The 11825-nt window shown below is 62.9% G+C and carries 15 protein-coding genes and 1 tRNA gene; 9 read left to right on the top strand and 7 right to left on the bottom strand.

Features of this window, described 5'->3' with window-relative positions:
* Window positions 1–22 precede the first annotated feature (22 nt).
* On the bottom strand, window positions 23–439 hold the full coding sequence (locus A4G99_RS14085; RefSeq protein ID WP_066144806.1) for a hypothetical protein: 417 nt from the start codon (window positions 437–439) through the stop codon (window positions 23–25).
* 140 nt (window positions 440–579) lie between these two features.
* On the opposite strand from A4G99_RS14085, the gene A4G99_RS14090 reads away from it, so the two are divergent.
* The gene (locus tag A4G99_RS14090; protein ID WP_066144808.1) at window positions 580–1557 is read left to right on the top strand and encodes an ROK family protein; all 978 of its coding nucleotides are present in this window, start codon (window positions 580–582) and stop codon (window positions 1555–1557) included.
* 148 nt (window positions 1558–1705) lie between these two features.
* Here A4G99_RS14090 and A4G99_RS14095 read toward each other — a convergent pair whose 3' ends face one another.
* From A4G99_RS14095 to A4G99_RS14105, 3 genes are all read right to left on the bottom strand, one after another.
* Window positions 1706–2878, bottom strand: coding sequence for an alanine--glyoxylate aminotransferase family protein (locus tag A4G99_RS14095; protein WP_066144810.1), 1173 nt, complete (start codon window positions 2876–2878; stop codon window positions 1706–1708).
* 76 nt (window positions 2879–2954) lie between these two features.
* Window positions 2955–3623 carry a TIGR00266 family protein gene (locus A4G99_RS14100; RefSeq protein ID WP_066144812.1) on the bottom strand — a complete coding sequence of 223 codons (669 nt, stop codon included), beginning with the start codon at window positions 3621–3623 and terminating at the stop codon, window positions 2955–2957.
* Between the two features lie 560 nt (window positions 3624–4183).
* Window positions 4184–4258, bottom strand: a tRNA-Arg gene (locus tag A4G99_RS14105).
* A gap of 93 nt (window positions 4259–4351) precedes the next feature.
* Between A4G99_RS14105 and A4G99_RS14110 the strand changes: the two genes are divergently transcribed.
* Both A4G99_RS14110 and A4G99_RS14115 read left to right on the top strand, forming a co-directional pair.
* The gene (locus tag A4G99_RS14110; RefSeq protein WP_066144813.1) at window positions 4352–4933 is read left to right on the top strand and encodes an AAA family ATPase; all 582 of its coding nucleotides are present in this window, start codon (window positions 4352–4354) and stop codon (window positions 4931–4933) included.
* On the top strand, window positions 4930–5343 hold the full coding sequence (locus A4G99_RS14115) for an RNA-binding domain-containing protein (protein WP_066144815.1): 414 nt from the start codon (window positions 4930–4932) through the stop codon (window positions 5341–5343). The genes A4G99_RS14110 and A4G99_RS14115 overlap by 4 nt, the downstream gene beginning before the upstream one ends.
* Before the next feature lie 28 nt (window positions 5344–5371).
* Here the strand turns inward: A4G99_RS14115 and A4G99_RS14120 are convergent, their stop codons facing one another.
* From A4G99_RS14120 to A4G99_RS14130, 3 genes are all read right to left on the bottom strand, one after another.
* On the bottom strand, window positions 5372–5929 hold the full coding sequence (locus A4G99_RS14120; RefSeq protein ID WP_066144817.1) for a magnesium transporter: 558 nt from the start codon (window positions 5927–5929) through the stop codon (window positions 5372–5374).
* Window positions 5930–6508: a magnesium transporter gene (locus tag A4G99_RS14125; RefSeq protein WP_066144819.1), complete on the bottom strand. Its 579-nt coding sequence runs from the start codon at window positions 6506–6508 to the stop codon at window positions 5930–5932.
* A gap of 148 nt (window positions 6509–6656) precedes the next feature.
* A complete protein-coding gene (locus tag A4G99_RS14130; RefSeq protein ID WP_066144821.1) occupies window positions 6657–8048 on the bottom strand; it encodes a signal recognition particle protein Srp54 in 1392 nt (463 codons plus the stop codon).
* A 122-nt stretch (window positions 8049–8170) separates the two neighbouring features.
* Between A4G99_RS14130 and thpR the strand changes: the two genes are divergently transcribed.
* From thpR to ftsY, 6 genes are all read left to right on the top strand, one after another.
* Complete coding sequence (gene thpR / locus A4G99_RS14135; RefSeq protein ID WP_066144823.1) at window positions 8171–8728, top strand: RNA 2',3'-cyclic phosphodiesterase; 558 nt, start codon at window positions 8171–8173, stop codon at window positions 8726–8728.
* A gap of 53 nt (window positions 8729–8781) precedes the next feature.
* The gene (locus tag A4G99_RS14140) at window positions 8782–8934 is read left to right on the top strand and encodes a 50S ribosomal protein L39e (RefSeq protein ID WP_066145272.1); all 153 of its coding nucleotides are present in this window, start codon (window positions 8782–8784) and stop codon (window positions 8932–8934) included.
* Window positions 8934–9212, top strand: a complete 279-nt coding sequence (locus tag A4G99_RS14145) for a 50S ribosomal protein L31e (protein ID WP_066144824.1) — start codon at window positions 8934–8936, stop codon at window positions 9210–9212. The genes A4G99_RS14140 and A4G99_RS14145 overlap by 1 nt, the downstream gene beginning before the upstream one ends.
* A gap of 4 nt (window positions 9213–9216) precedes the next feature.
* Complete coding sequence (locus A4G99_RS14150; RefSeq protein ID WP_066144826.1) at window positions 9217–9882, top strand: translation initiation factor IF-6; 666 nt, start codon at window positions 9217–9219, stop codon at window positions 9880–9882.
* 109 nt (window positions 9883–9991) lie between these two features.
* Window positions 9992–10450: a prefoldin subunit alpha gene (pfdA, locus tag A4G99_RS14155; protein WP_066144827.1), complete on the top strand. Its 459-nt coding sequence runs from the start codon at window positions 9992–9994 to the stop codon at window positions 10448–10450.
* A gap of 6 nt (window positions 10451–10456) precedes the next feature.
* Window positions 10457–11641 (top strand): signal recognition particle-docking protein FtsY, encoded by a 1185-nt coding sequence (gene ftsY, locus A4G99_RS14160; RefSeq protein WP_066144829.1) that lies wholly within the window; start codon window positions 10457–10459, stop codon window positions 11639–11641.
* Window positions 11642–11825 lie beyond the last annotated feature (184 nt).

Consider the following 11825-nt stretch of genomic DNA (forward strand, 5'->3'; position numbering starts at 1 on the left):
AGCATCTCCGGATCGTCGTCAGTTATTCCTCGGCGCGTTCCTGCCACTCCCGTTGCATCCGTCGCTCGCGGACGTGACGCTCTCCGTCCGCGATCTCCTCGCGGGTGGCGCGTTCGAACGATTCGATATCGTGGAGGAATCCCGTCTCGAAGGATTCGACCAGTTCGTAGGTCCAGCGGTCGCCGCCGAGAACGCCACACGGAAGGATTTCGTCGCGGATGTGGTCGGCGATGTCGTCGTGACCAGCGTCACGGAGGTCGTTTTCGGCCTCACTGAAGTGCTCCATCGCGTGGCCGGTGACGTGGTGAAACTGGACGAGGTAGCCGTGTGCCTTACGAAGTCCCTCGATACCGAGTTCGAGTTGGTGCAGCGCGGACTCGGTTTCGTCGTCGAGGTCGAGACGGTCGTCCGAGAGGTCGTCGGGGGAGTCCTCGGTCATGCATCGATACACGACGCCGAACCAGTTAACTTCGACAACCCGACCCGTCAGAATTGACACCCGGACCTGTCGAGTCGGGAGAACTCGTCCACGAGTAAATGCCTGTAGTTAAGTGGGACGGACGACGTTAGTTCACCTGAATGGCCTACTACGCGGGTGTAGACCTCGGGGCGACCAACGTCAGGGCGGCGGTTGCCGACGGGGACGGTAACGTCATCGGCACGTACGACCGTGGCACGCCACGAGGACCGAACGGCATTGCGGTTACCGAGGCAGTGCTCGAAAGTATTCGAGGGGCGTGTACGAACGCGGGCGTCGATCCGAGGGAACTCCGGGCGGCGGGAATCGGCAGTATCGGTCCGCTCGACCTCGCGGAGGGAGCGGTCGATGGCCCGGCAAACTTGCCGGACACCATCGGTCGAATTCCGCTGACCGGACCGGTGAGCAAACTCATCGGGAGCGACCGGATATTCCTCCACAACGACACCAATGCGGGCGCTATCGGACAACGATTCTACAGCGACCGCAACCCCGACGACATGGTCTACATCACTATTTCGAGCGGTATCGGTGCCGGAGTCAGCGTCGATGGAAACGTCCTCACCGGGTGGGACGGCAACGCGGGCGAAGTAGGACACATGCTGGTCGATCCCCACGGCGGGCGAACCTGTGGCTGTGGCAAGGACGGCCACTGGGAAGCTTACTGCTCGGGGAACAACATCCCCGAGTACGCCCGCATGTTGGCGAAAGAAGACGAGAGCGTGGAGACGTCCCTCCCACTCGACGACCCCGACTTCTCGGCAAAGGACGTGTTCGAGTATGCCGGTCTCGACGCCTTCGCCGACCACGTCATCGAACAGGTCGCCCACTGGAACACCGTCGGCGTGGCGAACGTCGTCCAAGCCTACGCGCCCATCGTCGTCTACCTCGGCGGCGCTGTCGTCCTCAACAACGAGGAACTCGTCGTGGACCCGATCCGGGAACGCGTCGGCAACCACCTGCTCAACAACGTTCCGGACGTGCAGGTGACGACCCTCGGCGACGAAGTCGTCCTGAAAGGTGCCGTCGCGAGCGCGCTGACCGACGGCACCGGCGACGAATCGCGGCTTCGGTCGTGAACGACGGATAGCGATTTTTGACGTTTCAATTCCTCTTCTCGTTCGCTACGGGAGCACCTCGATTTTGGCGTTGCAACATCCACGACTCGGGAGTTGCACTCACGACGAAGACGAACGAGTCGACGGAAAATAGATCGAGTACGGTTCGCTAGCGGAGTTGTTCGCGGGCCGCGGCCATTCCGGCTTCGACGTCCACGTCCGCGCCGACTTCGAGAAACGCTTCTCCGATGGTGCGGACGCCGCGGAGGATCTGTTCGTCGGAGAGGTTGCCCATGTTGCTCACGCGGAAGATTTCGCCGCCGAGGTGGGCCTGCCCGCCGCTGATGCTCGCACCACGTTCGGTGACGGCGTCGAAGAAGTCGGTCGGGTTCTCCCGGACGGACGCCGGGAGCGAGACGGCGGTGAGGGTGTTCGAGTACTCCGAGGCGTCGTTTCGCTCGGGGAACATCGAGAGACCCATCGTCGTGAACGCCGCGCGGAACGCGCTGGACTGACGGCGGTGGCGGGCGATGCGCTCGGGCATTCCCTCGTCCTCGATGTGGCCGACGGCGAGCGCGAGGCCGCGGAACAGCGGAACCGCGCTCGTGAACGGCGTCTGGTGGGAGTCGGCCTTTCGGAGGTGCCACTCCAAATCCTCGTAGAAGGGTGCGCTTTCGCCGTCGAACGCCTCCTGTGCGCGGGGCGTGGCGTACATCGCGCTCGTTCCCGGCGGGGCCGCGAGGGCCTTTTGGGCGTCCGTGACCGCGACGTCGACGTTCCACTCGTCGATGAGGAACTCGTCGCCGCCGAGGGAGGTCACCCCGTCCACGACGAAGTAGGCGTCGTGTTCGGCCGCGATTTCACCGACTTCGGCGACGGGGTTCAGCAGGCCGGTGCTCGTCTCGTTGTGGACCATCGTCACGACCTTCGTGTCGTCGGTGACGGCCTCCGCGACCGCCTCGGGGTCGATGGATTGGCCCCAGTCGAACGCCACCGGCGTCACGTTCGCGTAGCGGTCGGCGATTCGCTTGAAGCGACGGCCGAACTTGCCGTTCACGACCGAAACCACCTCGTCGTCTGCGCCTGCGAGGTTGGCAACGGCGGCTTCCATCGCCATCGTCGCGGTTCCGTTGAAGATGAGGCTGGTACCGTCGGACTCCGTCGTCGGCGTCCCGTCGAGCGACGAACGCTCGAAGACGTAATCGAGGCCGTTCTGGGCGTCCTCGTAGACGGATTCGAACTCCGCAGAACGGTGTGAGACCATCGGTTCGCTCATCGCTTGTCGAACGTCGCGAGCGAGGGGTACCGGACCCGGGTTGAGTAAGAGGAAATCCTCTCGCATACTCACCCGTTCTACCTCCCCATAAATAAGCGTCGTGCGGGGCGCAAATTCCGCCTCTTGTCGTTGACAGTTACAACTATCGCTGTGAGTGCTCGCCCGGCATGTTCGGGAGCAGCCACGACAGCAGCGCCACCGGACTCCTCGACTGTAACCAGATCGTTCCCGGACCTTCGAACTCGGCGAGGAGACCACCCCGCCCGTCGCCGGGTGATCGGAGTCCATCGACCTGGTGGACGTCGAAATCGACGGGGCCTTCGAACGCGACGACGTGCCCCGTGTCCACGACGTATCGCTCGCCGGGGTCGAGACTCACCACCGAGACGGACCCGTAGCTCGATAGGAACGCGAGACCCGCGCCCGACAGTTCGAGGAGGAAATCCCCGGCACATTTCACGAACGTCTCCTCGCCGTCGAACGTCGTCTGGAAGTCGATACCCGATTCCGCGGCGAGAAACGAACAGGACTGGACGTACAGCGATTCGTCCCGCAGTTCGTAGCGAAAGATGTCGCCCGGAAACGGCGGCGCGAGGCGGACGGTTCCGGGTTGATCCGCGGCGAACGTCGTGGAAAACGGCGTCCCTTCGCCGAGGGAAGCGTGCTCCGGCGTCTCGTCCGTTCTCGGCGAGAGTTCCACCGTTCCCGAGTAGCTAACCAGCGCCCCTGACTCGGCCCGTACTTCCTCACCTGCCTCCAGTGTCAGTACGAGTTCGGCGAACGCTGGCTGGTTCGTGATTTCGTACTCCATGCTCGACTAGGCCACGACGTCACGACCCATAGCCCTCCCGGCCTCCTCTCCACTCCGTGACCTGCTTTTTCGGTGATGTGGATTCCGGGTTGATGCTGGACAGGATTCGCGGTAGTTCGATGGTTGTCGCGGTGCGGAAGCGGTTGTGAGGGGTTGTCGCGGTGCGGAAGCGGTTGTGAGGGGTCGTTGCGATTCGGAAGCGGTTGTGTTGCTGTGTGCGGTGACGTTTGGTGACGTGGCGGTATTCTCAAGAAAAAGAACCGTGAGCGAAGCGAGCGGGCCAAGGAACCCCCGGAGGGGGTGACGTGGTTCGAAAGAGCAAAGCTCTCTCGTCATCAGCTCTTCGATTTTCGAACGACAGAGCTTTTCATCAACATTTTGCCAGCGAACGAAGTGAGCGCAGGAAAAGGTTGACGAGCACGATGGGATTCGAACTACGCCCAGACATTCCTGCTCGTGAGAATCGGCGCAGTGCGCCGATTCTCACTCCGCGGGCTGTGACTGGTCTAATTCGAATCCCCTTTCGCACTCGTTTGCTCGTCGCGTTGCTCCTCGCTGCACGAGCACGATGGGATTCGAACCCACGGCCGTCGGATTAGAAGTCCGACGCTCTATCCAGACTGAGCTACGTGCCCTCGATATTCCGTTATTCGTCAGCCTTCATAAGGGATTGGGATTCTGTCCCGTAAACACAGACCTTAAGCACGGTTCACGACAAAACCAAGACGATGCGAGTAATCGGAACCGTCGGCCTTCCGGGGAGCGGCAAAGGCGAAGCCGCCACCGTCGCCGAGGAGATGGGGATTCCCGTCGTCACGATGGGTGACGTCATCCGCGCCGCCTGCCGTGACCGGGGTCTCGATCCGGCGAAACACCACGGCGAGATCGCCAAAGCGCTCCGCGAGGAGAACGGCCCGGACGCCATCGCGCAGGCGTCGCTGCCGAAGATCGACGACGCGCTGACGGGCGCGGACACCGTCCTCGTGGACGGCATCCGCTCCGGCGTGGAGGTCGAACGGTTCGAGGAGGCGTTCGGCGACGACTTCGTACTGGTGAGCATCGAAGCGCCGTTCGAGGTTCGGGCCGACCGCCTGGGGGAACGCGGGCGCGACCACTCCGACGCCGACGAAGAACGACTTCGGGAACGCGACGACCGGGAACTCGGGTTCGGACTCGACCGCGCGATGGCGCGGTCCGACGCCGTCATCGACAACACGCGCTCGCTCGACGCGTTTCGCCGTCGGATCCGAGCGCTGTTCGAGGACGGAGTGGCGGGACTGGAAAACGTGGAGGCGACTGACGAACCATGATTTACAGCGTCGATATTCGAATCACGGCACCCGTGCACGACACGGAAATCGGAGCACGAATCGAGGACGCGATCGAGAACGTCTTTCCCGGCGCGAAGGTGACGTCGGACGAGGGCGAACTCGTCGCGGAAGCCCACAGCGTCGAACACTTCTCAGAACTGCTCCACCGGCAGGAAATCCTCGACACGGCACGCGGGGAGTTCTTCTCCGGACAGGACGGGGACACCCTCTCGTTCGACCTGAAAAAGCAGGCGGCGTTCCAAGGCGTCGTCAACTTCGCCGTCGGCAACCCCGACGAACTCGGCGAGATTCACGTTCGGATGGACGTCCACGACCCGGACGTGGAATCGTTTGTGGACTACGTCGCCCCGCCGACGAAGGACGGAAAACCGATAGACGGCGACGAATAGCGACCGGGACCGGTAGCGGAACGATTTTTCACACCAGCAGTTCCACCACGGCGAACAACACGATCACGCCGAGCACGTCACAGGCGTTCGTGACGACCGGAATCACCACATCGTCCGGGTCGAGTTCGAACCGATAGGCGACGTACGTGGCGACGAGCGTGACGAGCACTGCGACGAACGCGAGGACGATACCGCTGGTCAGCGAGACGAGGACGACCGTTCCCAACCCGAGTTCCGTTCCGCCGATGAACCACGTCAACGCCCACGCGCCGAAGCCGACGACGGGGAAAATCGTGATCGCGAGGGCGACCGTGGCGACGGCGTTCCCCGCGAGCACTTCGTCCTCCCGACCGAACGAGAGCGTTCCGAGATGGAACGCCGTCGAGAGGCGAGCGGCGAGGATGCTACCGAGGTTGCCCGCGGTGCCGATCGTCACTGGCACCAGCGCGAGCAGCGTGGGATACTGGAGGAGCGTCTGCTGGAACGACCCGAGGACGAGTCCGCTCCCGAGTTCGACGACCGTGAGAACGAGCAACACCGGCAGCATCGCTCGCATGATGGCTCGAACCGTCCAGCGCGTCGGCATCTATCCACCCCCGAGTGCGAGGACTATCTTGACCGCGAGCAGGAGAAACGAGATGCCGAACACGTCGCCCGTCGTCGTCACGAGCGGACCGACGAGCGTATCCGGGTTCTTCCCGCGACGATACCCAGCAAACACGACGATGACGACGGCGACCGTCAGCGCGATACCGGACAGCAATCCGGCGATGAGAGCGATTGCGACCAGGGTCGGTAGCGATGCGACGTCCTGCGAGAGTGCTTTCAGGATGAAGAACGCGACCACGGACGCGAACAGACTGGCGAGGATGCCGTTCGCCAGCGAGGCGACGATTGCCGCCCAGACCCGTTCGTCGTCGGGGACGAACGACGGTTCGACCAGCCCTTGGTGCAGTCCGGACGCGAGACGCGCGCCGAGCGACCCGTAGACGTTCCCACGGGTAGCGAGGAGGGCGGGAACGAGAACCAACAACCCGGCCACCTGACGGAGTTCGGCGCGCATTCCCCCGAGGACGATACCGGCGAACAGCCCACCCACCATGCTCGCTGCGAGCGCGGGGAGAGCCTCGCGGTACGCCTCGATGGCGACTTCCCGGACGGTCATCTATTGCTGTGGAGGTGGGCACGGAACAAAAAAGCGGTGTGTCGCGGTTTCACTTGCGCTCGATAGTTGTGATACACAAGAACGCTAAAAGCGGCCGTTCATCGCAATCGTGCTCGCGACAAAATCGTAGCCGAATCGCGGAGACCGTTCACCCGAACGGACCCATGCCGCCCATACCGCCACCGCCGCCACCGCCGCCGCCCTGCATCTTCTTCATCATGCGCTCCATGTCGCCGCCCTGCCCCATGCCCTGGAACTGTTTCAGGGTCTGGGCCATCATCTTGTGCTGTTGGAGCAGTTCGCGGATGCGTTCCTCGTCCTGTCCGCTCCCGCGAGCGATACGTCGAATCTGGCTCGCGCCGATGGACCGCGGATTTTCGAGTTCCTTGTCGGTCATCGAGTCCATGATGACCTCGAAGCTCCGCATCCGGTCCTTCGTCACGTCCATCGCGTCGTCCGGCAGTTCGTCCATGATCCCGCCGCCGAAGCCGGGGATCATGTCCATAACCTGTTCGAGCGGCCCCATCTTGTTCATCGCGTTCATCTGATGGCGCATGTCGTCGAGGGTGAACTGGCCCTTCATCATGTCCTCGGGGTCCCAGTCCTCCTCCTCTTCGGTCTCCGTCATCGCCCGCTGGACGCGCTCGGTGAGCTGTTTCAGGTCGCCCATGCCGAGCAGGCGGGAGATGAAGCCGTTCGGCTCGAATCGCTCGACGTCCTGGACCGTCTCACCGGACCCGAGGAAGGCGATGGACGAATCGGTCTCGTTGACCGCCGTCAGCGCGCCACCACCTTTCGCGGTACCGTCGAGTTTCGTGATGACGACGCCGTCGATGCCGATGGACTCGTCGAACTGTTGGGCTTGGTCCTTCGCGCCCTGTCCGATTGCGGCGTCAAGCACGAGCAGGTTTCGGTCGGGGTCGGCGACCGATTCGATTTCCTCGATTTCCGCGATGAGGTCGTCTTCGAGCGCGTGGCGACCGGCCGTGTCCACGATGTGGATGTCGGCGTCCGCCGTCTCCTCCAGTCCCTTCCGCGCGATATCCACGGGGTCCTCGTTGTCCGGGTCGCCGTAGAAATCGACCTCGGCGCGGGAACACATCTCCTTCGCCTGGTCGTACGCACCGGGCCGGAAGGTGTCGGTTTGGATGACCGCGGGGCGAAGCCCCTTCTTCGAGAACCACCACGCCATCTTGGCGGAGGTGGTCGTCTTCCCCGACCCCTGCAAACCGGCGAGGAGAATGGTCTGGTTTTCGAGCGGGATTTCCGTACTCTCGCCGACGAGGCCGACGAGTTCCTCGTAGACGATACTGAGGACGTGGTCACGGGCCGTCGTCCCGCCCGGCGGTTCTTCGTTCACAGCGCGGTCCTTGATGGACGACGAGAGGTCCATCACGAGGCTGACGTCGACGTCAGCCTGCAGGAGGGAACGCTGAATTTCCTTGACGATTTCCTCGACATCGTCCTCGCTGACGCGTGATTTCCCACTCAGTTTGTCGAGTGAGCCGCGAAGAGAACTGCCGAGATTATCGAGCACCATCGTTAGGGAGTGTTTGGCTTTCCGGCGGTTTAAACCCTTTTTCTATTTGGTTTGGAGTCGATGTCGTCGGAACGTATCGAGGGCCGTCAATCTTCAAGCCGACTGGGAACGAAGGGTTTCGTATGCGACTGTTCGTGAGCATCGACCTGACGGACGACCTCTGGGAGGGTGTCGAGGGCGTGCAGGAGGAGTTCCGCGACGCGGACGGACTCTCGTTCACCGACCCAACGCAGGCCCACCTGACGCTCTCGTTTCTCGGCGACGTGGACGAGGACCGCGTGCCAGCCATCGAGGACGCGCTCGAAACCGCCGTCGAGGACGACATCGACTTCGGCCCCTTCGACGCGGAAATCGGCGGCTTGGGCGTCTTTCCCAGTCTCGACTACATCTCCGTCGTCTGGCTCGGCCTCGACGATGGGGGAGAGGAGACGAGTCTCGTCCACGACGCCGTCGAATCCCGCCTCTACGACCTCGGGTTTTCGCCCGACGACAACGAGTTCGTTCCGCACGTCACCATCGCCAGGATGCAACACGCGGGCGGCAAGGAACTCGTCCAGCGGAACGTGCGGGAACTCGACCCGACTGTGGGGAGAATGGAAGTCAGGGAGGTTCGACTGACCGAGAGCGAGCGATCGTCTGACGGTCCGGAGTATTCGACCGTCGCGGCGTTCACCCTGTGAAGCCGTTTGAAAGGAACAAGATTTTATGCGACGGCGGAAAAGTGGCAACCACTATGGGCAAGAAATCGAAGGCCAAGAAGAAACGCCTGTCCAAGCTGGAACGGCAGAACAGCCGCATCCCGGCGTGGGTCATCATGAAGACGGACCGAGACGTAATGCGAAACCCGAAGCGCCGTAGCTGGCGGCGTAGCGACACTGACGAATAATGAGCGCAAGTGATTTCGAGGAGCGAGTCGTTACGGTTCCGCTCCGAGACGTGACGGCAGAGGCAAAGCACAAACGAGCGAACAAAGCGATGAAACTGGTGCGCGGGCATCTCGCCCAGCACTTCAAGGTGGACGAGGACGAGGTTCGCCTCGACCCCTCCATCAACGAGGCGATCTGGGCGCGCGGTCAGAAGAACCCGCCACGAAAGCTTCGAGTTCACGCTGCCCGCTTCGAGGAAGAGGGCGAATCCGTCGTCGAGGCGGAATACGAAGAGTAGAGCGGTGCTTCGTACCGCGTTCAACGGCTCGGCGTACGTTGGCGTCTTCGCTCGTGTGACTGACGAGTATCTCCTCGTCCGACCGGATTTGGACGATGACCTCGTCGACTCCCTCGAAACGGAGTTGGAAGTCGATGCAATCGGCACGACGCTCGGTGGGTCGTCCACCGTCGGCGCGCTGGTCGCAGGCAACGAGAACGGACTGCTCGTCAGCAACCGTCTCACCGACCACGAGCGCGAACGAATCGAAGAAGTGGTCGACGTTCCACTCACGAAGTTCCCGGGGCGAATCAACGCCGCCGGAAACGTCGTGCTCGTGAACGACACGGGCGCATACGTCCACCCGGACCTCTCGCGGGAAGCAGTTCAAGCCGTCTCGGACGGCTTGGACGTTCCCGTCGAACGAGGGACGATTGCGGGCGTTCAAACGGTCGGAACGGCAGGCGTCGCCACGAACCGAGGCGTCCTCTGCCATCCGAAAGCGACCGACGACGAACTCGATACCATCGAGGACGTGCTCGGCGTCCCGGCGGACATCGGCACCATCAACTACGGTGGGCCGCTCGTCGGGTCCGGGCTTCTCGCCAATGCCCACGGCTACGTCGTCGGAGAGGAGACGACCGGACCGGAACTCGGCCGTATCGAGGACGCGCTGGGCTATATCGACTGATTTTCGGCCCACCGTGTTTTGCAACCTAGTTAGCAACATTCTTCCCGCTCGCTCCCGCACGTGGTGACATGAGCACGATTACTCGCGGAACGGAGAGTGGAGCACAATGATGGGCGGCGGCAATCAAGAGATGCAGCAGATGCAACAGCAGCTCCAACAGCTGGAAGCCGAGAAGGAGGAGCTGAACGGAGAAGTCGAGGACCTTCGCGACGAGAAGGGCGAGGTCGACGAGGCAATCGAAGCCGTCGAAACGCTCGACACCGGCTCGGTCGTTCAAGTCCCGCTCGGCGGCGGCGCGTACCTCCGCGCGAGCGTCGAGGACATCGACGAGGTCATCGTCGAACTCGGCGGCGGCTACGCCGCGGAGCGAGACCAGGAGGGCGCAGTGGCGTCCCTGAAGAGCCGGAAGGATCTCCTCGACGAGCAGATCGCGGACCTGCAGGAGGAAATCGGTGAAGTCGAAGCCGAGAGCGACCAGCTAGAGCAGAAAGCACAGCAGATGCAACAACAGCAGATGCAACAGCAGATGCAGCAGATGCAGCAACAGCAGGACGACGAGGACGAGTAACCGCCGATGTTCGACAGTCTGAAGGATAAGTTGAGCGGGTTCCGTAAGGACGTCGAAGAGACGACAGAGGAGAAGGCCGAAGAAGCTGAGGCGGCGGACGCGGAGACTGCAGATGCCGCGGCAGCCGAAGAAACGGCCGAATCGGAACCCGTCGAAACGGAAGCGGAAACCGCGGGAACAGCCGAACCGGAACCAGAGCCGGAAATCGAATCCGAGCCTGAACCGGAGCCAGCGGCGTCCGACGAGGACGGCGTGGAATCGGAAACGGACTCCGAATCGAGTTCGGGCAACGGCGGCGGGTTCGCCCAGAAGGCGAAGTCGTTCGCGCGCGGTGAGATCATCATCGAGGAGCAGGACGTCGAGGACCCGCTCTGGGAGCTGGAGATGGCGCTTCTCGAAAGCGACGTGGAGATGAGCGTCGCCAGCGAGATGCTCGAAGACATCCGGAACGACCTCGTCGGCGCGACGCGTAAGTTCAGCGCCGAGACGGGGGACGTGGTCGAACAAGCCCTGCGCGATTCCCTGCTGTCGGTCATCAGCGTCGGGCAGTTCGACTTCGATCAGCGGGTTGCGGAAGCCGACAAACCGCTCGTCATCATCTTCACCGGGGTCAACGGCGTCGGGAAGACGACGAGCATCGCCAAACTCGCCCGCTACTTCGAGGAGCGCGGCTACTCCTCGGTGATGGCGAACGGTGACACCTACCGTGCCGGTGCGAACCAGCAGATTCAGGAGCACGCGAACGCGCTCGACAAGAAACTCATCGCGCACGAGCAGGGTGGCGACCCTGCCGCCGTCATCTACGACGCGGTGGAGTACGCCGACGCCCACGACATCGACATCGTGCTGGGCGACACCGCGGGTCGCCTGCACACCAGCGAAGGGTTGATGGACCAGTTGGCGAAGATCGGACGCGTCGTGGACCCCGACATGACCCTCTTCGTGGACGAGGCCGTGGCCGGACAGGACGCGGTCCAGCGCGCGAAGGAGTTCGACGACGCCGCCGAGGTTGACGGCTCGATCCTGACGAAAGCCGACGCCGACTCGAAGGGCGGCGCGGCGATCTCGATCTCCCACGTCACGGGCAAGCCCATCCTGTTCCTCGGAACCGGCCAGGGCTACGACGACATCGAGCAGTTCGACCCTGAAACGATGGTCGAGCGACTCCTCGGCGAAGAAGAAGAGGAGTAATCGACTTCAGATTTTTTCGAAACCGCCGTTCGAGAGTGGTGACACAACCGCTTTCGGGACGCGCGATGCGGACACTGCACCAGCGGTCGGTGCAGGTGTCCGCGTGCCCGGGGAGGTAAGGGGACGTCGAGGGCGGTGGCCGTGCGGTTCCGGCCACCCGTCCACATGCGGTTGCTGTCATGGA

The sequence above is a fragment of the Haladaptatus sp. R4 genome (assembly GCF_001625445.1).
GTDB lineage: Archaea > Halobacteriota > Halobacteria > Halobacteriales > Haladaptataceae > Haladaptatus.